The sequence below is a fragment of the Rhodopseudomonas sp. BR0G17 genome (assembly GCF_010907025.1).
Classification (GTDB): domain Bacteria; phylum Pseudomonadota; class Alphaproteobacteria; order Rhizobiales; family Xanthobacteraceae; genus Rhodopseudomonas; species Rhodopseudomonas palustris_H.
On record NZ_QUML01000002.1, the window covers coordinates 210,749 to 231,518 of the forward strand.

Below are 20,770 nucleotides of genomic sequence, written 5' to 3' on the forward strand. Positions count from 1 at the left end.
GCGACGCTGTTGCGGGTCAACAACGCGAAGGTGGTGTTGACCGGGCTTGCGCGTTTGCCTCAGTTGCGCGCCTTGCCGAACCAAAGGACCATCCGATGCCGACCGAAACCCTCGTCACCTGGCAGCCGCCGTCGATCACCCCGGTCGACCCGTCGCTGAAAGCAACCCTGCGGGCGCGGGTGGACGGCAAGGCCAAGCCGCTCGGCTCGCTCGGGCGGATCGAAGACCTCGCCATCGAACTGGCCTTGATGCGACATCCGCAGCCGCCGCGCGCCGACAATGCGGTGCTGATGGTGTTCGCCGGCGACCATGGCCTGACCGAAGAAGGCGTGTCGCAATATCCGTCCGCCGTGACGGTGGCGATGGTAATGACCTATCTGGCCGGCAAGGCCACCGCCAATGCATTCGCAGCCGCCAACCATGTCGACGTCCGGGTGATCGACGCCGGTGTCGCCGCCGAGCTGCCGAAGCATCCCGATCTGATCGACGCCAAGGTGCGGATGGGAACCGCCAACGCGGCGCGTCAGCCGGCGATGAGCATCGCGGAGGCGTGCCAGGCGCTCGATCGCGGCGCCGAACTGGCGCGGGCCGAGATCGCCGCGGGGGCGGACGTGATCGCGCTCGGCGAAATGGGGATCGGCAACACGGCTTCGTCGTCTCTGCTGCTGCACCGCCTCGGCCCGGCGCCGCTCGATCAGAGCATCGGGATCGGCGCCGGCCAGGATGCCGACGGCATGGCCAAGAAGAAGGCGGCGATCGAAAAGGCGGCGATGCGCAGCCCCGCCACCGCACCGCTGGAGGCGCTGGCCGAATTTGGCGGGCTGGAGATTGCCATGATGGCGGGCGCTGTGCTGGGCGCCGCCTCGCAGCGCCGGCCGGTGATCGTCGATGGCTTCATCGCCACGGCCGCGGCGCTGGTCGCGGTGCGGCTGGCGCCGGAAGCCCGCGACTATTGCGTGTTCGCCCATCGCTCGGCCGAGCGCGGCCACGACCTTGCGCTTCAGGCGATGGATGCCGCCCCGCTGCTCGATCTGCGGCTGCGGCTCGGCGAAGGCACCGGCGCGATTCTCGCCGTGCCGCTGGTGCGCGCCGCCTCGCGGCTACTCACCGACGTCGCCGATCTCGCCGACGTGCTGGCGGGCAAGCTGTGAGTACGGTGCTGAACAAAATGGCGGCGATGACCGATCCGGCCGAGATCGCAGCCGCCAACGCCAACCCGCCGGTGTTCGACGAAGCGTTTCGGGAGAAGTTCGCCGAGCTGATCGCGTGGCGCCGCGACGTCCGCCGCTTCAAGACCGATCCAGTCGCGCCGGAGCTGATCGATCAGCTCCTCGACCTCGCCCAGCTCGCCCCGTCGGTCGGCAACAGCCAGCCGTGGCGCTGGATCAGCATCGACTCGGCCGAAACGCGGGCGCGGATCCGCGCCAACTTCCTGCGCTGCAACGAGGTGGCGGCGAGCGCGTATCAGGGCGAACGTGCGGCGCTGTACGCCAAACTCAAGCTGGAAGGCATCGACGTCGCGCCGCGGCAGTTCGCGCTGTTCTGCGACCGCGAGACGGCGCAGGGTCTCGGCGTCGGGCGCCAGACCATGCCGGAAGCGCTCGATTACTCCGTCGTGGCGATGATCGAGACGTTCTGGCTCGCCGCGCGGACGCTCGGCCTCGGAGTCGGCTGGGTGTCGATCCTTGATCCAGAGGCGATCACCACCGAGCTCGACGTGCCGGCGACCTGGAAGTTCATCGCCTATCTGTGCGTCGGCTGGCCGGTGGAACACCACGTCGACCCGGAACTGGTGCGCCATCACTGGCAGGACCGCACCACCGCGGGCCGCATTGTGCTGTCGCGCTGAGTTCCATCGGTGCGCGGGCGCACTGAGTGTCCGCGCTGTTTGTTGATCGTTAAGGCAAGATCGCGGCGACGGCCGCAATTTGCAAGAAATCGTCACATTCGCGCGTCAGGACTCCGTCCGCGTTTCCGATAACGGAGGACCGGACATGCGAACTACCAACCTTTGGACGACCGCTTTGTTTGCCGGCGCGCTGGTCGCGTCGAGCCTCTCTGCCGCACCGGCGCTGGCGCGCGGCCAGCAGGATCAGCGCAACGCCGGCGAGGCCGCAGCGACGGCGTCGGGATGCAGCTCCTACGAACGCGCCCCCGACGGATCATGGCGCCCGATTCCCTGCCTTTCGAGCGGACCGGCCGCCGCGATTACGCGGAGCTCATCGAGCCGAAGCTCAGAAGCCAGCAACTGATCACAGCGCCTTCAAGACAACCGGCGCGGTCTCGGTCGTCCTGGCCTTTACGCTTCAATCCCGTCGTTGCTGATGACCGAAGCAATCCGGCATCAGCAGCGAACAGGATGGCATCCGCTCGGGCTTAACGCCCGAACAGTCCGGTGATCGTCGTCTTCGCCAGGGTGTGGAAGTTGAGGTCGAAGCCGACCAGCGCCGGCATCGCGGTGGCGCCGGCGTTCGGCAGCTTTTCGACGTCGACCGCGAATACCGTGATCTGATAGCGGTGCGGCTTGTCGCCCGGCGGCGGGCACGGGCCGCCGTAACCGGGCACGCCGAAATCCGTCAGGCCCTGGATCGTGCCTTCGGGCATCAAACCTTTCGCGATATCGCCCGCGCCCTTCGGCAGCGACGTCGTCGTGGCCGGAATGTTGAACACCACCCAATGCCACCAGCCGCTGCCGGTCGGCGCATCCGGATCGTACATCGTCACCGCGAAGCTCTTGGTGCCGGCGGGCGCGTCGCTCCAGCTCAGCGCCGGCGAGACGTTGGCGCCGGTGCAGCCGAAGCTGTTGAACAATTGCTCGTGGGCGATCGTTGCGCCTTCGGCGATGTCGGGACTGGTGAGCTTCATGGCCTGCACTCCTGCCGCATGCGGGCGCGCACGCCGGCTGGCGCGCAGCGCACGTCATCGGGTCGCTGATGTCGTGGTCCCCGCCGGGCGGCGAGGCGACGCGATGCTAGCAAGCCAAAACGGGCGACGGAAGCTCATGCGCGGCTCAAGGCCGGCGACAAATCCGCCGATTATTCCGGCTTGGCCGCCGGCGCCTTGCGGGACGGCCTCAGCAGCAGCGGAAAACCGGAAAAGAAGGTGTTGGAATTGATCAGCAGCGGAATCCCGAGCCATTCCGACACGGTCCGCGGACCGCTGCGGAGCTCCTCACGCCGCGCCTGAGGCGGGGCCAGCCGCGCCGGTGATGCAGCTGGCGCCGACTTGACCGCCTGCGCCGCAGGATCGGGGGCCGGCTGGGCTTCAGTCTTCACCGGCTGCGCGGGGGCCGGCGCCGCAGAGCCAGCGGTGCTCGTCGCACCCGCCTCCTTGCCGCCGTGCCGTTCGAGAATGCCGCTGGCCACGAGCGCCGACCCGAACGGCGGCTCGACCCGAACCACAGCCCCGCCGCCGCTCGGACCGCGGCGATCGGGCACCTCGACCAGTTCGACCTGGTTGAAGCCGCGCTGCTTGAGTTCGGCGACTGCGGCCTTGGCCTGTGTGGCGCTGTCGAAGGTACGAGTGATCTGCGTCATGTCTGGCATGCCTCGGAGGGTTGCTCGTCGGCGTGCAAACGACCTGAAGCGCAGGATCGTTCCTTTCGGGCAGACACGGCGTCCCGAGTGGGGAGCCGCCGGCCGGCTAAGCGCAGACGTCCGGCATGCAACAGCCGCCGCAGCCACCCTTGCCGTCGCACATCGGAGCCTCCGGGCCGCCCTTGGCGGGTTTGGCGATCAGCGACAATTGCTGCTCGAGGCTGGTGCTCTCGCAGGACGGGCAGACCGCGGATTCACCGGAGAACAGCAGCGTCTCGAACTGGTGACCGCATTTGTTGCAGACGAAGCCGTAAATCGGCATGACGGACCTTCCGAAGCTGACTGGGAACCACTTGCGCCTAGCAAACAACCGGCGCGACCTGCAACGCGTCGGATCAAATCGAAGCCAAGGAGGGACGCGATGGATCAGGGCGAGGCCTGCGTGGTGATGGTGACGGCGCCGAACAAGGGGGAAGCGGAACGCTTGGCAGTCGCAACACTCGAAGCCCGGCTCGCCGCCTGCGTCCAAATCCAGGCCATCACCAGCCATTATTGGTGGGACGGCAAGATCACCAGCGACGCCGAGCAACTGCTGCTGTTCAAGACACTGCCGACGAAGTTCGCCGCCTTGCGCGACCTGATCACCTCGCTGCACTCCTACGATACCCCGGAGATCATCCAGCTCCCGGTCACCGCCGGCGCGGAGAAGTATCTCGGCTGGATCAGGCGCGAGACCGGCGCATAGCGCTCACTCGCAACCACACCGGCGGCTCGCCGCTCACGGCGAGCGCGGCGCGAATGGTGCCGGCAGATACACGCGGGGGCCAGCGCAGCAGATGACTGCGGCAGTGCGTGCAGTCTGTAGCGCCGAATCCGTCGATCGGTACCGGAAGAAATCCCAGCCGTTCCACCAGTTCGCATTCATTGCCGAGAGCGACGGCCCAGGCGCCTTTGACCTCGCCGGCCGTGGTCAATTGATCGACATGCCAGCGGATCGATTTGTCCTTGCGAAAATGCCGCGCGAGCCGGGCCTGAAGTCCGCCCGGACCATAGGCCGAACCGCAATACAGATAACGCCCGGGCCGAAGCCGCGCCGACAGGCCGCCGCCGAGCCGCACCGTGAGCGGCGCCGCGATCGCGATCGCCACCACATAGGCGCCGGGGCCGGCCGGACAGGCGGAGAGCGACACACTGGTCATCGGGTCGTTGTGAGCGCACCGGCGCCGGCCGGTCAACCGTGGGCTTACGCGGCCTGCGACTGCCCCTTGTCCCGCGCCCGGCGACGTTCGGGGCCGGTATAGCCGGCGTCGCGAGTCTTGCGACGATCGAGCACGCCGGTGCGCAGGCTGTGGAAGAACTCGGTGACCTGGTGGGACAACCGACCGGCCTGCTCGGCGAGATCGCCGGTCGAATGCAGCACGCTGGCGGCGGACTGGCTGGCCTGCCCCACCGCCTCGCTGACGGTCGAAATGTTGTCGGCCAGCATCGAGTTGTCGCGCGCCGCACTTTGAGCGTTTTCAGAGATTTCGCGCGTCGCACTGCCCTGCTGCTCGATCGCCACCGCGATCGTCGCGGTCACCGCGCTGATCTCACGCATGGCGCTGCCGACGTCGCGGACCGCCTCGACCGCACTCCGGGTCGAGGTCTGGATCGCCGTGACCTCGCTGGAGATATCGGCGGTCGCCTTGGAGGTCTGCTCCGCCAGCGCCTTCACTTCGGCGGCGACCACCGCAAACCCGCGACCGGCCTCGCCGGCCCGCGCCGCCTCGATCGTGGCATTGAGCGCCAGCAGGTTGGTCTGCGCTGCGATCGCCTGGATCAGCCCGACCACCGCCCCGATCCGCTCGCTCATCGCCGCCAGCCCCTCAATCTCGTTGACTGAGCGCTCGGTCCGGCTGTCGGCGGTCCGCACCACATCGGTCGCCTTGGCGATCTGGCGTGCGATCTCGCCGATCGACGCCGATAGCTCCTCCGCCGCGGACGCAACGGTCTGCACGCTTTCGGAGGCCTGCTGCGATGCACCGGCGGCAGCCGCCGCCTGCCCGGAGGCCTCGGCGGCGACGTCGTCAATCGACTGCGCGTTGTTGCGCATCGTCGCAGCGTTGTCGGTCACGGCGCGCAGCATGTCCTCGATCGATGACCGGAATGCCTCGACCGCTTCGTTGACCTTCGCCTTCTGAGCATCCTCGATCCGGGCGCGCTCGGCTTCCTGCGCCTCGGCGTCATGCTTGGCCTTTTCGACCGCCTTCTCTTTGAACATCTCGACGGCGTGGGCAACTTCGCCGACCTCATCGCTGCGGCCGAGCCCCGGGGGCACCACCGTGAAATCGCCGTTGGCGAGCCGGTTCATTCCCTCGGTGAGCGAACGCAGCGGCCGCGAGATGCTGCGGCTGAGCAATGCGCCGGCACCGAGGGTCAGGACCAGGACCCCAAGACCGATGGCCAGCGCCCATTCGCGCGCCTCCTGCATCGCCTTGACAGAGGCGCTGCGGTCGACGCCGAGCACCGAGACGCCGATGGCTTCGCCGGCATAATCACGCACTGGGGCCAGCATAATCGTCTGATCCATTGAGCCGATATGCATCGCTTGCTGCGCCGACTTATCGCGCAGCGCAGCCGCCATCTGCTCGGCGCCGATCACCGGGTCGGTCTCGAAGGTTGAGGCGTATCGCTGGAAGCCGTTGGGAGTCTTCAAATACAAGGCGACGTCAGCGCCGGTGCCGCTCTTGAAAGCATCGAAGAAGCGGCTGCCGAGCGTCATCCCGACCTCCACCGAACCGATCGGCTTGCCGTCCTGGAACACTGGCGAGACACCGCGGATACCGAGTCCCTCGACACCATTTTCCAGTCCGCTCACCGGCTTGCCGCTGGCGTTGACGGCCACGACAGTCTTGCGGATCGCCGACAGATCGTCGCCGAACTTTTCCAGCTTGTGCAGCCGCAGGAACGACGTCGCTGGCGCGGTATGGAATTGCATCTGCACGACGCCGTGTGTCGCCTGTAACTGCAGGAAGCTCGGCTGCAGCATGCGGATCAACCCGTCGCGGTCGCGGCTCGCGAAGACATCCTGGATCGCGGTGTTGCTCGCCAGAGAAGCCGCCAGCGAAGCGGCGCGCTGTTGTGAGGCCGCCATCTGCTGACCGAGCGAATCCTGCAGCCCATTCAGTTCGCGTGCAGCTGCTTGCTCGGTCATCCGCGCTGACAACACAATGTTACTGATCGTGGTTGCGGCGACAGCCGTCACCACACTGGCAGCCAGCGCGATCGAAAATCGCAGACCGATGGTGAAACGAAAGGGGCGGCGCTGGGCGTTACTCATTCTATGTACCTCGGCACTCACGACCCGCATCGCTGGATCGTCATTCCACAGTGGCGTGTAAAATCCGCTGATGACGCCCGTGGTAGGACCGCGATCTTTACACAACGATTAAAATAATTCCGGCGCTTGGTGCGCAGGCCAGGCCGAACGAAGACTGGACGGCGACCTGATCGCAGGCGCGATTTTGGGAGCTGTCTTGCGCTGAACGGCAAGCGCCTCGCCAACGGATTTGGCTTATGCGACCGGCCTTTTCTCGATTGCTAATCGATTCACCGGAATGACGACGCAACGATTCAATCGAAAACAATCTTTGGCGCTGATCCCCCGCGCCACAACTCACGTCATGAACGGGACGCTCGAATGACGAATGCAGATTCGAGGGGCGCGGCGCGCTAACGTCGACGAAAGTTCTAGATATTTGTGGCGCGCAAAGCGGACGAAGTTACCTCACACACACCCGCCCCGATCAAACTGATCGAGAACACGATCCTAATGCTTGGTCGGGACCTGGCTGAGCAGGATGCGCTTCAGCTTGGCGCGTGCATGCATCTCGGTGGCGGACTGCATCACGAGGCCTTTCGGCGCATCGCTGAGAGATTCGGCCTGCGCCCATTCGGCGGCGGCGAGCCATTCCAACTCATCGGGCGACAGGTTGCGGAAGGGAGCTGGGTCGGCGACCTTCATGGCGATTTCCTCATAGGGCGATCCCGGCTGCTTCGGCTCCGATCGCTTGTCGTTATGGAGATCAGCTTAGGGCGATGCCGGCCCGACAACAACTGCGACATATCCGGCCGTCGCAAACGTTAGTTGCAAATGCAAAGCTAATGCGATGTTGACGCACCCGGTTGCAGTGGCCACCATCGCGGTCGATAGCTGCGTCACACTCGTCCGACCTGTGTGTGTTTATCCCTCCTTCGATTCTGCTCGACATGACTGATCTGCGATCCTATAGCGCTCCGTGGTGGTTGCCCGGCGGCCATCTGCAAACCATCTGGCCGACGCTGTTCGCGCAGCCACGGGCCTCGCAAGCCATCAAGCTCGTCCGCGAACGCTGGCGAGCGCCCGACGGCGACTTCATCGATATCGATCATCTGCCCGGGCCCGACCATGCGCCGTGGCTGGTGCTGTTTCACGGCCTCGAAGGATCGTCGGCGAGCCGCTACGCAATCGCATTTGCGCAGGGCGCGCTCGCGCGCGGCTGGCGGCTGTCGATTCCGCACTTTCGCGGCTGCTCGGGCGAACTCAATCTCGCACCGCGCTCCTACCACTCCGGCGACTTCCAGGAAGTCGGCTGGCTGCTAGCGCGAGTTCGCGACCGCGCCGATGCGCCTGTGCTTGCCGCCGGCGTCTCGCTCGGTGGCAACGCGCTGTTGCGCTGGGCGGAGGAGGCCGGCAGCGGCGCCGCGGAGATCGCGCGCGCAGTGGCGGCGGTCTCAGCCCCGCTGGATCTCGTGGCCGCCGGCGCCGCGATCGACAGCGGCGTCAACCGCCTGATCTACACCCGGCATTTCCTGCGCACGATGATTCCGAACGCGCTCGCGAAATGGCAGCAGCATCCGGGACTGTTCGATCGCGAACGGGTGCAACGGGCAACGACTTTGCGCGAATTCGACGACGCCTTCACGGCGCCGCTGCACGGCTTTGCGGGTGTCGATGACTACTGGACCCGTGCCTCGTCCAAGCCGCATCTGCACAAGATCAATATCCCGGCTTTGGTCGTGAACGCGAGCAACGATCCGTTCGTGCCGGCCGCCTCACTGCCGGCACCAGACGACGTCGGCACGATGGTGACGCTCTGGCAACCCGATGAAGGCGGACATGTCGGCTTCGCCACCGGCCCCTGGCCCGGCCGGGTCACCGCCATGCCCGAGGCGGTCAGCGACTGGCTCGGCTCTATCCTCGGCGGCTAATAGTCGGCGCTGCGCAGTTCGAATTGCGCGATGCTCTTGAACCGCGCACCTCGCGCGTCCTGGCGCAGCACAGCGATCCGATCGATTGCAATCCGATCCATGCCGGTGGCCGCGAATTGTCTCCGCAGCACCGCCAACAATTCGTCGTGGCGAGCCGGATCAAGCGAACCGGTCAGCGTCATGTGAAACCGGAACTCGTCCATCACATAGGGGTAGCCCCAGCGATCGAGATAGCCGACCTGCTCGGGCGTCAGCCGTTCCGGCTTGCGCCGGGCGCGATCCTCCGCCGACAGCGGCGCGCGAAATTCATCGAAGTCGCGAACGCAATCGGCCGCGAGCTGCTGCAGCGGCTCGGAGGGCGTTTCCGGCACCAGCGCGATGAACCCGCCGATCGGCCTGATCACCGGGGCGATCCGCGGAATCGCCCGCGGCGTTTCGGCAAAGGTCGCACAGGCCCAAAGCAAGTCGCTTTCGCTGCGGCCGCCGATCAATCCGAACGGCGCCTTCAGAGTGGCGTGAAAGCCGTAGCCGCGCGGGTCTGCGGTGATGTCGCGCCAGTCCGCAATCGCCGCCGTATGCGCAGCGAACGGCACGTCTTCGCCGGAGATGACATCGTAACCGAGCATCGTCGCCCCGAACTGCGCCAGAGCGCTGCCTGCGGCGGGCAGATAGTAAATCGCGTAACGTGGAAAATTCGACATCGCCGGTGATGATAGCGTCAGATCAGGCGGCAACGCCAGCCGGATGCGGCAGTTTGCGCATGATCACGAAGCGCTCCGGATCGTCGACATGCACCAGCCGGCCGCCGGCGATCACCGCGACGATCCGCGGCCGCAACGCGACCCGATCATCGACCAGCAGAACGTCAGCGCGCTGGCCGCTCGCAATCATGCCGCGCTCGGCGAGACCTGCGGCGCGGGCGGGGTTCTCAGAGATGAGCTTCCAGGCCTGTTCCAGCGGCAGGATGCCGTCGTGCACCAGGCGGAATGCGGCGAGCAGCGGCGCCGGGTAGTAGTAGTCGGACGCCAACACCGAGCACAGTCCTTTGGCGATCATGTCGGCCGCCTTGGTCCAGCCGGTGTGGCTGCCGCCGCGCACTACGTTCGGCGAGCCGAACACGATGAAGTCGCCGTGCAGCGCCGCATCGCGCGCGGTCTCCTCGGTGGTGGGGAATTCGGCGATGCCGACGCCGAGATCACGATAACCCTGCCGCATCGCCGGGGTATCGTCGTCGTGCGACAGCATCGGCATAGATACCTCGCGGGCGATGGCGGCGAGGCGCCGGTTCGCCTGTGGCACTTCGTCGCCACGCGCCGCGATGCGCTCGACCAACCGGTCGAATTCGCCGTCGGACAGGCCGGTGCGCTCGACCATCCGGTTCCGCTTCTGCGGCTTGGCGAGGTTCGCCAGCGTCGAGTCCATGTGATCGTTGAAGGCGAACAGATCGACGCGGCGGTCGCCGATCCACTGCGCGATCTCATCGACCGCATCGAGATTGAATGTCTCGTGGCGCAGATGAATTCGGGTGTCGGCGGAAAGCCGCGGCTTGGTGAGATCGATCGCATCCAGCATCCGGCGGGCGTTGTCGGCGCTGCGCAGGCCGGGCTCCCACGACCAGGTGACGGCGTGAAAGACCGTGGTCAGGCCATTGGCGATCGCCTGGCGGTCGCTGTCGATCAGCGCGACATCGATGGGAAAATCGACCCCCGGCCGCGGCATCATTTGCCGCTCGAAGGCATCGCCGTGCAGATCGACGATCCCGGGCAGCACCAGCAGGCCGCGAGCGTCGATCCGGATTGCCGCATTGCTCGCGGCGGAGCCGACCTCGGCGATGGCGCCGCCGGCGATCTGCAGCGAGGCCTCGGCAATCTCGTCGCCGAGCAGCGTCCGGCCACCTTCGATCGCGATCTCGCTCATCCCATCACCTGCTGTTCTGCTGCCGGCTCTCGGTCCGGCGACTGCACTTTCGCCGCACCTTCATATCGGTCGAGGAATTCGTCCGCTGACAATTTCCGGAAGTCGGGCAGCGCGTTGCGCAACGCTTCGTGGTCCCAATTCCACCACGCCAGCGCGACCAGACGCTCCGCCTGTTGCTCGGAGAAACGGCGGCGGATCGGCCGGGCCGGGTTGCCGGCCACGATCGTGTAGGCCGGCACGTCCCGGGTGACGATCGCGCCTGCAGCAACCACCGCACCGGGACCGATGTTGCGGCCCGGCAGCACGATGGCGCCGTGACCGATCCAGACGTCGTGGCCGATCTCGACGTGATGCGAGCGGCGCCAGGCGAAGAACTCGGCGTCGTCGCTCTCGCCCTCGAAATAGGTGCTGGCGCGATAGGTAAAGTGCGCCTGGGTGGCGCGCTGCATCGGGTGATTGCCGGGGTTGATCCGGGTCATCGCCGCGATCGAGCAGAACTTGCCGATGCTGGTGTAGGTGATCTGCGAATCGTTGACGACGTAAGAGTAATCGCCCATCGCCACTTCGTTCAGGATGGTGCGGGCGCCGACTTCGCAATAGGCGCCGAGGGTGACGTCGTGCAGCTTGGCGGTCGGATCGACGGTCGGCGCGACCGTTAGCAGTTTCGCGGCCATGGGAGTCTCGTGCGCGATGATTGGGATGAGACCTGTCATCGGCGCCGCTCATGACGCCGTCGTGACGCATCGATGACGCAGCGAAGACCTTGATATGTCGGCGGAACTACATCGACTGTCACACGGCTGCAAAACAACAGCGTTAGCGATTCCTCCCGAACCTGTTTCGGGAGCAGCGCATGCTGGTAGTTGAGGGTCTGACCTGCCGTTTCGGCAGCAAAGCCGCCGTAGATGGCGCATCGTTTTCGGTGGAGCGCGGCAGCTTCGTCGGGGTGATCGGGCGATCCGGCGCGGGCAAGTCGACCCTGCTACGCATGCTGAACCGGCTGGCGGAGCCGTCCGAAGGACGCATCCTGTTCGAAGGCGTCGATGTGACCGCGCTGCAGGGCCGCGAGCTGCGACAATGGCGCGCACGCTCCGCGATGATCTTTCAGCAGTTCAACCTGATCGGCCGTCTCGACGTGCTGACCAATGTGCTGATGGGCCGGCTGTCCGAAGTGCCGTCGTGGCGCTCGCTGGTGCAGATGTGGCCGGAGCAGGATCGCGCGCTCGCGATCTCGGCGCTCGATCAGTTCGATATGGCGTCCTACGCGGCGCAGCGCGCCGACCAGCTCTCCGGCGGCCAGCAGCAGCGCGTCGCGATCGCCCGCGCCCTGGTGCAGCAGCCGGACATCGTGCTCGCCGACGAGCCGATCGCCTCGCTCGACCCGCGCAACACCAAGATCGTGATGGATGCGCTGCTGCGCATCAACAAGCACTTCGGCATCACCGTGCTGTGCAATCTGCATTCGCTCGATCTCGCCCGAACCTATTGCGACCGGCTGATCGGCATGGCTTCGGGCCGCGTGGTGTTCGACGGCGCGCCGGCCGCGCTGACCGACCAGATCGCGCGCGAACTCTACGATCTCGAAGCCGACGAAGTGCTCGGCGCTGCGCCGCACGTTCCGCACGGCCTTCCCGCCCCCGCATTGGCCGGCGTCGCCGTGGCCTGATCCCGGCGGCGATCGTTCGCCGTCTCCCCTATCCGGCACCGCCCGCGGCGCGTCCGCGTGCGGTCGCCGTGTTTCGACCGTTCACCGACTGAAGAGACAGGAAACCTCATGATCAAGCTCCGTACTTTCGTCGCCGCCGCTGCCGCGCTGGCGTTCACCGCGCACGCCGCGCCGGCGCAGGACTGGAAGGCGAAATATCCCGAGCTGGTGTTCGGCAAGATCCCGGACGAGAACGCCTCGGGCACCACCACCCGCTGGACCCCGCTGACTGACTATCTCACCAAGCAGCTCGGCGTACCGGTGAAGCTGCGCATTGCCAACGACTACGCCGCGGTGATCGAAGGCCAGCGCGCCGGCAACATCCACATCGGCATGTATGGGCCGGCGTCCTACGCCCGCGCCTATCTGGTCGGCGCCAAGGTCGAGCCGTTCGCCATCGAGGTCAACGGTGACGGCTCCAAGGGCTATCACTCGGTGCTGTATGTGAAGAAGGACTCGCCCTACCAGAAGATCGAAGATCTCAAGGGCAAGAACCTCTGCCTGGTCGATCCAAATTCGACCTCCGGCAACAACGTGCCGCGCTTCATGATGAACAAGATGTCGATCGATCCCGACAAGTTCTTCGCCAAGGTGATCTACGCCGGCAGCCATGAGAACGCGGTGATCGGCGTCGCCCAGGGCACCTGCGATGCGGCGTTCAATTGGTGGAACACCGAGGACGAATCCAACCTGCTGCGGATGGACCGCAAGGGCATGGTCAAGGCCGCGGACTTCCGCATCATCCTGGAGTCGGACCTGATCGTGAACTCGCCGATGGCCTATCTGTCGGACCTGCCGGAAGACCTCAAGGCGGCGATCCGCAAGGCGGTGCTCGATCTCGCCACCAACGATCCGGAAACCTTCAACAAGATCTATGAAGGCAAGGCCAAGCCCTACGCGGCGACCAGCCACAAGGACTACGAGCCGGTGGTCGAGCTGATCAAGTTTGTCGACAGCCTGCGCAAGTCGAAGTCCTGACACATCCCAGCACATCATCGGACGTGGGCGGCCAAACGGTCGCCCGCGTCGTCATGTCGGACAACCGAATGCAGGCAGCCGTCACAGAACTCCCCGAACCGCAGCTCCGCGCCCTCGCCGATCACTACGATGCGGCGGTGGCGGCGAAGCGGCGGCGGCTGGCGCTCGGCGGCGCGATCCTGATCGCCGCGATCGCCGCGGCCGCCTGGATGGGCGAAGTCGACCTGGTCAAGCTGGCCGAGAATTTCTGGCGGTTTCCGTCCTACTTCATCTCGATCGCGCCGAAGCTCGCGCTCGCGACGCTGTGGACCGACCTCGCCGACTGGTTCTGGGGCATCAAGCGCTGGACCGGATTGCTGCTCGATACGATTCTGATCGCCTATGTGGGCACGCTGCTCGGGGCGCTCGCAGGCTTTGCGCTGTGCTTTCTCGCCTCGGCCAATCTGGTGCGTTCGCGCATACTGGTCTTCGTCACCCGCCGCTTCCTCGAATTCTGCCGCACCGTGCCGGAGATCGTGTTCGCGCTGCTGTTTGTGCTGGCGTTCGGGCTCGGCCCGCTGCCCGGCGTGCTGGCGATCGCGATTCACACCGCCGGCGCGCTCGGCAAGCTGTTCGCCGAAGTGGTCGAGAACATCGACGACAAGCCGCTGGAGGGCGTGGTGTCGTCCGGCGGTGACTGGTTCGAGATGGTCCGGTTTGCGGTGGTGCCGCAGGTGCTGTCGAACTTCGTCAGCTACGCGCTGCTGCGGTTCGAGATCAACGTCCGCGGCGCGGCCGTGATGGGCTTCGTCGGTGCCGGCGGCATCGGCCAGGACCTGATCGAGGCGGTGCGCAAATTCTACTACAGCGACGTCAGCGCCATCCTGTTGCTGATCATCGTCACCGTGATGGCGATCGACTATTTCACCGAAGGCGTGCGCCGCCGTCTGATCGGTCAGGAGCGACGATGAGCACCGCCCGCCGCACTCTGAGCTTCGGCGACGAAGCCGGCATCGCCGCCCGCTTTCCCGAACACTTCCGCCCCAACTGGATCAACCGCGCCAAGCTGATCGGCGGCCTGACCTTGGCTGCAGCGATCTTCGTGTTCGGCCTGATCCGGCTCGAAATCCCGTTCGACAGGTTATTCAGCGGCATCGGCCGCCTGATCGAGTTTCTCGGCCTGATGCTGCCGCCCGATCCGGGATCGTGGCAGCTCGCGCAAGTCTATCTGCATGCGATGGGCGAAACGCTGGCGATCGCCTTTCTCGGCACGCTCGGCGGCGCACTGCTGGCGTTTCCGGTGTCGTTCCTGGCGGCGCGCAACGTGCTACGCATTCGTCCGCTGCAGCTCTTGACGCGGCGCCTGCTCGATGCGGTGCGCGGCGTCGACACGCTGATCTGGGCGCTGATCTGGGTCGGCGTCGTCGGGCTCGGCCCGTTCGCCGGCATTCTGGCCGTGATGTGCTCGGACTTCGGCAATTTCGGCAAGCTGTTCTCGGAGGCCTTCGAGGCCGCCGACGAAAAGGCGAGCGAAGGCGTCAAGGCGACCGGCGGCTCGCACGTCCACAGCGTCCGCTTCGGCATGTTGCCGCAGGTGGTCCCGATCCTGGCCAGCCAGGTGCTGTACTTCTTTGAATCCAACACCCGCTCCGCCACCATCATCGGCATCGTCGGTGCCGGCGGCATCGGATTGCAGCTCGCCGAGCAGATCCGCGTGCTGGAGTGGCAGAAGGTGTCGTTCCTGATCCTGATGATCCTGGTCACCGTGGCGGCGATCGACTGGATCTCCAGCAAGCTGCGGTTTGCGATCATCGGCCGGAAGGCGGTCGCTTAAGAGCGACGCAACGCGTCGCTCACCGGCACCGCCGCCGCCCAACTCCCAGCCGTCATCCTCCGCGCAAGCGGAGGATCCAGTATGCCAGAGCGTCCGTGCTCTGCCGCGAACTCTCTGCAATACTGGTTCGCCCGCCTGCGCGGGCGATGACGTGAGCGCAGGGCGGGCCCTAATCCGGCTCGATCACGAATTCGACCCGCTCGGCGGCGAAGCGGGCGCGGGAGGTCAGCAGCGGGGTGCCGTCGGCAGCAACGTCGATGCTCTCCACCACCAGCACCGGCCGGCCGGCCGCAAGATCGAGCCGCGCCGCATCGGCGGCATCGACCACCGAGGCGGTGATCCGGGTCGACAGCCGGCGATAATCGCTGATGCCGTAATGCGCCAGCACCTTGGTCATCGAGCGTTTTGCCGCGAACACCTTGGGCGCATCGGGAAATCGCACCGCCGACAGCCAGGTCGTGCCGCGGCTGATCGGCACGCCGTCCGCCGATCGCAGCGCCTCGATCCGGAACAGTGGTGCACCAATGTCGAGATCGAGCTGGCCGGCCAACGCGCCGGTCGCGGCCTCGCGCTCCGCGGCGATCAATTGACCGCGCGGCTCGCGGCCGCCCGCATTGATGATCTCGGAAAACCGCGTCCGGGTGCGCAGCGGATAGGCGATCCGCCGGCTGCGGACGAAGGTGCCGCTGCCACGCTCGGCGCGCACCAATCCACGTTCCGCCAGCGCCGCAAGCGCCCGCCGCACCGTGTGGCGGTTGACCCCGTAGTTCTCGGCGATCTCGGTCTCTCCCGGCAGCTTGCCGCCGGGCAGATAGCGGCCGTCGGCAATTGCCAGCTCGATGCCGTCGGCGACCTGACGCCACAGCGCGACGCCTGAAGAGAGTGCCTCGGCGGTCATGACAGGAACGCTTTCGTGATCATCGCCACGGAATTCGTCGTCATCGAGTTTTCACATTGTGCCTCTATCAAGTTGTCTATTAACATAGACAACTTGAACTGGGCAATGGCGATGCACGCCGAAACCACGAACCTCCCCGAACAAGCTGCGATCGCGCGCCGGCGCGCCGCGATGGCGGTGTTGGCTGCGTCGGATACCGCAGCGATCGACGCCCGCGTCGGAGCCCTGGCGCCGCCGGCGTTCACGCTGCTGCGCGAGCCGGAACAGGGACTGGTGATGCTGCGCGGCCGGATCGGCGGCGATGGGGCCGCCTTCAATGTCGGCGAGGCGACGGTGTCGCGCGCTGCGGTGCGGCTCGCCAGCGGCGAGGTCGGGTTCGGCTACACGTTGGGACGAGATCGTACCAAGGCGAAGCTGATCGCGCTGTGCGACGCGCTTCTGCAATCGGCGGACTATTCAGCTGCGGTCGAGGCCGAGGTGATCGCGCCGCTGCGCACCGAGGTGGAGACCGCACGCGCCGAAAAGGCCGCCCAGACGGCTGCCACCAAGGTCGATTTCTACACGCTGGTGCGAGGCGAGGGCTGACCATGACCACCACCGAACTTGCCGCCGGCTTTGCCGACAAGGTGCTCGGAGCGCAATCGACCTTCCGTGCCGTGATGGAAGCGATGGCGCGGCCCGGCCGCATCCAACGCATCAGCGTCGAAGCCGGCACACCGGCGCCGCTGATGCACGGCAGCGCCGCACTGGCGCTGACGCTGTTCGATCACGACACGCCGATCTGGCTCGACGAGACGATCGCGGCGGACGGCACCGTGGCGCAGTGGCTGAAGTTTCACACCGGCGCGCCGCTGACCGGCGATCCCTCCTCCGCGGCGTTCGCGCTGATCGGGGACGGGTCAGCGTTGCTGCCGCTCGAGCGGTTCGCGCTCGGCACGCCCGAATATCCGGACCGGTCGACCACACTCATTATTCAAGCGCAGGCGCTCGGCTCCGGCGACGGCTTCCGGCTGCACGGACCCGGCATCGATGGCGAGACGCTGCTGCAGGCATCGCTGCAGCCGGTCGACCTGTTCGATCGCCTGAGTATTAACGCAGCGCTGTTTCCGCGCGGCCTCGACGTGGTGCTGGTGAGCGGCGATCAGGTGGTGGCGATCCCGCGCACCACGCGCCTCAGCCAAGGGAGCTGACCGATGTATGTCGCAGTCAAAGGCGGCGAACGCGCCATCGACAATGCCCACCGGCTGCTCGCCGACGCCCGCCGCGGCGATCGCAACGTGCCGGAGCTGACGCTCGACCAGATCTCCGAGCAGCTCGCGCTCGGCGTCGATCGGGTGATGAGCGAAGGCTCGCTGTACGACCGCGAGCTTGCGGCGCTGGCGATCAAGCAGGCGCGCGGGGATCTGATCGAAGCGATCTTCCTGGTGCGGGCATTCCGCGCCACGCTGCCGCGGTTCGGGTCGTCCGAGCCGGTCGACACCGGCGCAATGGCCGTGCGTCGGCGCATTTCCTCGACCTTCAAGGACGTTCCGGGCGGCCAGATCCTCGGCCCGACCTTCGACTACACCCACCGGCTGCTCGATCCGCAGCTCGCCGAGGGCGGCGATCCGGCCGAGCCGGCGACGGCGGAAGCCAGTGATGCGCAGACGCCGCGGGTGACCGACATCTTGCGCCAGGACGGGCTAATTGAAGAGTCGCCGATTGCGGATGACGACAGCGCGGTCGGTGACCTCACCCGGGAGCCGCTGAACTTTCCGGCCGGGCGCGACCTGCGGCTGCAGAACCTCGCCCGCGCCGACGAGGGCTTTTTGCTGGCGCTCGGCTACTCCACGCAGCGCGGCTACGGCCGCAACCATCCGTTCGCCGGCGAGATCCGGTTCGGCGAAGTCGAGGTGTTCTTCGAGGCCGAAGACGCCGGCTTCGCGGTGCCGCTCGGCAGCGTGGCGCTGACCGAGTGCCAGATGGTCAATCAGTTCAAGGGCTCGGCGACCGAAGCACCGCGCTTCACCCGAGGCTATGGCCTCGCCTTCGGCCAGAGCGAGCGCAAGGCGATGTCGATGGCCCTGGTCGATCGCGCGCTGCGCGCCGGCGAACTCGGCGAGGACGTCAAGGCGCCGGCTCAGGACGAGGAGTTCGTGCTGTCGCATTCGGACAACGTCCAGGCGACCGGATTCGTCGAGCACCTGAAGCTGCCGCACTACGTCGATTTCCAGTCCGAACTCGGCCTGCTGCGCAAGCTGCGCGCCGAATTCAACCAGGACCAACCCGAGCTGCGCGAGGCTGCGGAATGACCGAGGCGACTTACAACTTCGCTTATCTCGATGAGCAGACCAAGCGGATGATCCGCCGGGCGATCCTGAAAGCGATCGCAATCCCCGGCTATCAGGTGCCGTTCGCCAGCCGCGAGATGCCGATGCCTTATGGCTGGGGCACCGGCGGCGTGCAGGTGACGGCGTCGATCCTCGGCCCGGACGATACGCTGAAGGTGATCGACCAAGGCAGCGACGACACCACCAATGCGATCTCGATCCGCAAGTTCTTCGCCAAGACGGCCTGCGTCGCGACAACGACGGCGACGCCAGCCGCGAGCGTGATCCAGACCCGGCACCGTATTCCCGAGACGCCGCTGCATGAAGGCCAGGTGCTGGTGTATCAGGTACCGATCCCGGAACCGCTGCGCTTTCTGGAGCCGCGCGAGACCGAGACGCGGCGCATGCATGCGCTCGCCGAATACGGCCTGATGCACGTCAAGCTGTACGAAGACATCGCCAAGTTCGGCCACATCGCCACCGCCTATGCCTACCCGGTGAAGGTCGCCGGCCGCTACGTGATGGACCCGTCGCCGACACCGAAGTTCGACAATCCGAAGATGGACAATTGTCCGGCGCTGCAATTGTTCGGCGCCGGCCGCGAGAAGCGGATCTACGCAATCCCGCCCTACACGCAGGTGGTGTCACTGGATTTCGAGGACCATCCGTTCACGCGCTATCGCCAGGACGGCTGCTGCGCGCTATGCGGCGCCGACGATTCCTATCTCGATGAGATCGTCACCGATAACGCCGGCACCCGGATGTTCGTGTGCTCCGACACCGATTATTGCGAAGGCCGCCGCGCCCAGGGCCACGCCGGCAGCGAAACCGCACCGATGGAGAGCGTCCATGCTTGACCGCGTCTCATCCCCCGCCCCGGACGCCTTCACCGCGGCCGATCAGCCGCTGCTGATCGCCGATGGCCTGTCGAAACGCTACGGCCGGATAGACGCCTGTCGCGCCGTGTCGTTCGAGCTCTTCCCCGGCGAAGTGCTGGCGATCGTCGGCGAGTCCGGCTCCGGCAAATCGACCCTGCTGCAGATGCTGTCGGGACAGATGACGCCGAGCGCCGGTCGCGTGTCCTATCGGATGCGCGATGGCATCCTGCGCGATCTTGCCGAACTCGGCGAAGCCGAACGCCGGCTGCTGCTGCGCACCGATTGGGGCTTCGTGCATCAGGATCCCGCACAGGGCCTGCGCATGGCGGTCTCCGCCGGCGCCAATGTCGGTGAGCGGCTGATGGCGGTCGGCTGGAATCACTACGGCAAGATCCGCAGCGTCGCCAGCGAATGGCTGGAGCGGGTCGAGATCGATACCGGCCGCATCGACGACGCGCCGCGCACTTATTCGGGCGGCATGCGGCAGCGACTGCAGATCGCCCGCAACCTCGTCACCGATCCGCGCCTCGTCTTCATGGATGAGCCGACCGGGGGACTGGACGTCTCGGTGCAGGCGCGGCTGCTCGATCTGGTCCGCAGCCTGGTGGCCGAACTTGGGCTTGCCGCGATCGTCGTCACCCACGATCTCGCGGTGGCGCGGCTGCTGTCGCACCGGATCCTGGTGATGAAATCCGGCCGCGTCATCGAGACCGGGCTGACCGACCAGGTGCTCGACGATCCGCGCGAACCCTATACGCAACTGCTCGTCTCCTCGATCCTGCCGGCGTGATGACCATGACCCAAACTCCCGCTCTCGTCGTCGACAACGCCCAGAAGAGTTTCGTCATGCATCTGCAGGGCGGCGTCACGCTGCCGGTGGTGCGCGGCGTCAGCTTCCAGGTTCAGCCCGGCGAATGCGTCGTGCTGTCCGGCCCCTCCGGCGCGGGCAAATCGTCGATCCTGAAAATGATCTTCGGCAATTATCGCTGCGACTCCGGCGCGATCCGTATCGCCCATGAGGGCGATACGCTCGACATCGCCACCGCGCAGCCGCGGCAGATCCTCGCCGCGCGGCGCGGCAGCATCGGCTATGTCAGCCAGTTTCTACGCGCCGTCCCTCGCGTCGCGGCGCTCGACGTCGTGGCCGAACCGCTGATCGTGCAGGGCACGGCCCGCGAGGCGGCGCGCGAACAGGCCGGCGTGCTGCTGCGCCGGCTCAATATTCCGGAGCGGCTGTGGACGCTGCCGCCGGCGACGTTCTCGGGCGGCGAACAACAGCGCGTCAACATCGCCCGCGGCTTCATTTCGCACACGCCGATCCTGCTGCTCGACGAGCCGACCGCATCGCTCGACGCCAAGAATCGCGCCGTGGTGGTCGAACTGATCGCGGAGAGCAAAGCGCAGGGCGCCGCGATCATCGCCATCGTGCACGACGACGAGATCCGTGAGATCATCGCGGACCGCATCGTCGACGTGACCTCGTTTGCCGCCGCAGCATGACCAATGG

24 protein-coding genes are annotated in these 20,770 nt (G+C 66.4%); 14 read left to right on the forward strand and 10 right to left on the reverse strand.

Translation table 11 applies throughout. The annotated features are described in order from the left end of the window. The first annotated feature begins 95 nt into the window (after positions 1 to 95). A complete protein-coding gene (cobT, locus tag DY467_RS03030; protein WP_164633979.1) occupies positions 96 to 1,151 on the forward strand; it encodes a nicotinate-nucleotide--dimethylbenzimidazole phosphoribosyltransferase in 1,056 nt (351 codons plus the stop codon). A 26-nt stretch (positions 1,152 to 1,177) separates the two neighbouring features. Then, positions 1,178 to 1,849 carry a 5,6-dimethylbenzimidazole synthase gene (bluB, locus tag DY467_RS03035; protein ID WP_205501998.1) on the forward strand — a complete coding sequence of 224 codons (672 nt, stop codon included), beginning with the start codon at positions 1,178 to 1,180 and terminating at the stop codon, positions 1,847 to 1,849. A gap of 527 nt (positions 1,850 to 2,376) precedes the next feature. Here the strand turns inward: bluB and DY467_RS03040 are convergent. From DY467_RS03040 to DY467_RS03050, 3 genes are all read right to left on the reverse strand, one after another. Then, on the reverse strand, positions 2,377 to 2,865 hold the full coding sequence (locus DY467_RS03040) for a YbhB/YbcL family Raf kinase inhibitor-like protein (protein WP_107342895.1): 489 nt from the start codon (positions 2,863 to 2,865) through the stop codon (positions 2,377 to 2,379). Positions 2,866 to 3,035: 170 nt separating this feature from the next. Next, positions 3,036 to 3,536, reverse strand: a complete 501-nt coding sequence (locus DY467_RS03045) for a hypothetical protein (protein ID WP_164633981.1) — start codon at positions 3,534 to 3,536, stop codon at positions 3,036 to 3,038. 106 nt (positions 3,537 to 3,642) lie between these two features. Then, positions 3,643 to 3,858, reverse strand: coding sequence for an FmdB family zinc ribbon protein (locus tag DY467_RS03050; RefSeq protein WP_107342894.1), 216 nt, complete (start codon positions 3,856 to 3,858; stop codon positions 3,643 to 3,645). 99 nt (positions 3,859 to 3,957) lie between these two features. On the opposite strand from DY467_RS03050, the gene cutA reads away from it, so the two are divergent. After that, complete coding sequence (cutA, locus tag DY467_RS03055) at positions 3,958 to 4,281, forward strand: divalent-cation tolerance protein CutA (RefSeq protein WP_164633982.1); 324 nt, start codon at positions 3,958 to 3,960, stop codon at positions 4,279 to 4,281. On the opposite strand, the gene DY467_RS03060 is transcribed toward cutA, so the two are convergent. From DY467_RS03060 to DY467_RS03070, 3 genes are all read right to left on the reverse strand, one after another. Beyond that, positions 4,259 to 4,684, reverse strand: a complete 426-nt coding sequence (locus DY467_RS03060) for a GIY-YIG nuclease family protein (RefSeq protein ID WP_349627603.1) — start codon at positions 4,682 to 4,684, stop codon at positions 4,259 to 4,261. The genes cutA and DY467_RS03060 overlap by 23 nt on opposite strands. A 95-nt stretch (positions 4,685 to 4,779) precedes the next feature. After that, positions 4,780 to 6,729 carry a methyl-accepting chemotaxis protein gene (locus tag DY467_RS03065; RefSeq protein WP_164633984.1) on the reverse strand — a complete coding sequence of 650 codons (1,950 nt, stop codon included), beginning with the start codon at positions 6,727 to 6,729 and terminating at the stop codon, positions 4,780 to 4,782. Between the two features lie 615 nt (positions 6,730 to 7,344). Continuing rightward, the gene (locus DY467_RS03070; RefSeq protein ID WP_107342890.1) at positions 7,345 to 7,539 is read right to left on the reverse strand and encodes a hypothetical protein; all 195 of its coding nucleotides are present in this window, start codon (positions 7,537 to 7,539) and stop codon (positions 7,345 to 7,347) included. A gap of 245 nt (positions 7,540 to 7,784) precedes the next feature. Between DY467_RS03070 and DY467_RS03075 the strand changes: the two genes are divergently transcribed. Continuing rightward, positions 7,785 to 8,765: a YheT family hydrolase gene (locus DY467_RS03075; RefSeq protein ID WP_164633985.1), complete on the forward strand. Its 981-nt coding sequence runs from the start codon at positions 7,785 to 7,787 to the stop codon at positions 8,763 to 8,765. Here the strand turns inward: DY467_RS03075 and DY467_RS03080 are convergent. The 3 genes from DY467_RS03080 to DY467_RS03090 are packed head-to-tail and all read right to left on the reverse strand — an operon-like array spanning position 8,762 to position 11,356. Further along, positions 8,762 to 9,466, reverse strand: coding sequence for a DUF1045 domain-containing protein (locus tag DY467_RS03080; RefSeq protein WP_164633986.1), 705 nt, complete (start codon positions 9,464 to 9,466; stop codon positions 8,762 to 8,764). The genes DY467_RS03075 and DY467_RS03080 overlap by 4 nt on opposite strands. A 22-nt stretch (positions 9,467 to 9,488) precedes the next feature. Further along, entirely contained in the window at positions 9,489 to 10,682 is a 1,194-nt protein-coding gene (locus DY467_RS03085) for an alpha-D-ribose 1-methylphosphonate 5-triphosphate diphosphatase (protein ID WP_164633987.1), read from the reverse strand. After that, a complete protein-coding gene (locus DY467_RS03090) occupies positions 10,679 to 11,356 on the reverse strand; it encodes a transferase hexapeptide repeat family protein (RefSeq protein WP_164633988.1) in 678 nt (225 codons plus the stop codon). Before DY467_RS03090 ends, DY467_RS03085 begins: the two co-directional genes overlap by 4 nt. A 179-nt stretch (positions 11,357 to 11,535) precedes the next feature. On the opposite strand from DY467_RS03090, the gene phnC reads away from it, so the two are divergent. The 4 genes from phnC to phnE (DY467_RS03110) all read left to right on the forward strand — a co-directional run bounded on the left by phnC (position 11,536) and on the right by phnE (DY467_RS03110) (position 15,178). Further along, complete coding sequence (phnC, locus tag DY467_RS03095; RefSeq protein WP_164633989.1) at positions 11,536 to 12,348, forward strand: phosphonate ABC transporter ATP-binding protein; 813 nt, start codon at positions 11,536 to 11,538, stop codon at positions 12,346 to 12,348. Positions 12,349 to 12,456: 108 nt separating this feature from the next. Continuing rightward, positions 12,457 to 13,365: a phosphonate ABC transporter substrate-binding protein gene (phnD, locus tag DY467_RS03100; protein WP_164633990.1), complete on the forward strand. Its 909-nt coding sequence runs from the start codon at positions 12,457 to 12,459 to the stop codon at positions 13,363 to 13,365. Positions 13,366 to 13,433: 68 nt separating this feature from the next. Next, positions 13,434 to 14,315, forward strand: a complete 882-nt coding sequence (gene phnE, locus DY467_RS03105) for a phosphonate ABC transporter, permease protein PhnE (RefSeq protein WP_164633991.1) — start codon at positions 13,434 to 13,436, stop codon at positions 14,313 to 14,315. Beyond that, a complete protein-coding gene (gene phnE / locus DY467_RS03110; protein WP_107342883.1) occupies positions 14,312 to 15,178 on the forward strand; it encodes a phosphonate ABC transporter, permease protein PhnE in 867 nt (288 codons plus the stop codon). Before phnE (DY467_RS03105) ends, phnE (DY467_RS03110) begins: the two co-directional genes overlap by 4 nt. A gap of 169 nt (positions 15,179 to 15,347) precedes the next feature. Here the strand turns inward: phnE (DY467_RS03110) and phnF are convergent, their stop codons facing one another. After that, complete coding sequence (gene phnF, locus DY467_RS03115; protein WP_011156263.1) at positions 15,348 to 16,076, reverse strand: phosphonate metabolism transcriptional regulator PhnF; 729 nt, start codon at positions 16,074 to 16,076, stop codon at positions 15,348 to 15,350. A 111-nt stretch (positions 16,077 to 16,187) separates the two neighbouring features. On the opposite strand from phnF, the gene phnG reads away from it, so the two are divergent. From phnG to phnL, 6 genes are read left to right on the forward strand one after another with little or no spacing between them, the layout of a single operon-like run. Next, the gene (gene phnG / locus DY467_RS03120) at positions 16,188 to 16,661 is read left to right on the forward strand and encodes a phosphonate C-P lyase system protein PhnG (protein ID WP_164634082.1); all 474 of its coding nucleotides are present in this window, start codon (positions 16,188 to 16,190) and stop codon (positions 16,659 to 16,661) included. A gap of 2 nt (positions 16,662 to 16,663) precedes the next feature. Beyond that, positions 16,664 to 17,266, forward strand: a complete 603-nt coding sequence (gene phnH / locus DY467_RS03125) for a phosphonate C-P lyase system protein PhnH (RefSeq protein WP_164633992.1) — start codon at positions 16,664 to 16,666, stop codon at positions 17,264 to 17,266. Between the two features lie 3 nt (positions 17,267 to 17,269). After that, on the forward strand, positions 17,270 to 18,367 hold the full coding sequence (locus DY467_RS03130; RefSeq protein WP_164633993.1) for a carbon-phosphorus lyase complex subunit: 1,098 nt from the start codon (positions 17,270 to 17,272) through the stop codon (positions 18,365 to 18,367). Beyond that, positions 18,364 to 19,242: an alpha-D-ribose 1-methylphosphonate 5-phosphate C-P-lyase PhnJ gene (locus DY467_RS03135; RefSeq protein ID WP_164633994.1), complete on the forward strand. Its 879-nt coding sequence runs from the start codon at positions 18,364 to 18,366 to the stop codon at positions 19,240 to 19,242. Before DY467_RS03130 ends, DY467_RS03135 begins: the two co-directional genes overlap by 4 nt. Further along, on the forward strand, positions 19,235 to 20,053 hold the full coding sequence (gene phnK / locus DY467_RS03140; RefSeq protein ID WP_164633995.1) for a phosphonate C-P lyase system protein PhnK: 819 nt from the start codon (positions 19,235 to 19,237) through the stop codon (positions 20,051 to 20,053). Before DY467_RS03135 ends, phnK begins: the two co-directional genes overlap by 8 nt. Beyond that, positions 20,053 to 20,763, forward strand: coding sequence for a phosphonate C-P lyase system protein PhnL (gene phnL / locus DY467_RS03145; RefSeq protein WP_164633996.1), 711 nt, complete (start codon positions 20,053 to 20,055; stop codon positions 20,761 to 20,763). The genes phnK and phnL overlap by 1 nt, the downstream gene beginning before the upstream one ends. Positions 20,764 to 20,770 lie beyond the last annotated feature (7 nt).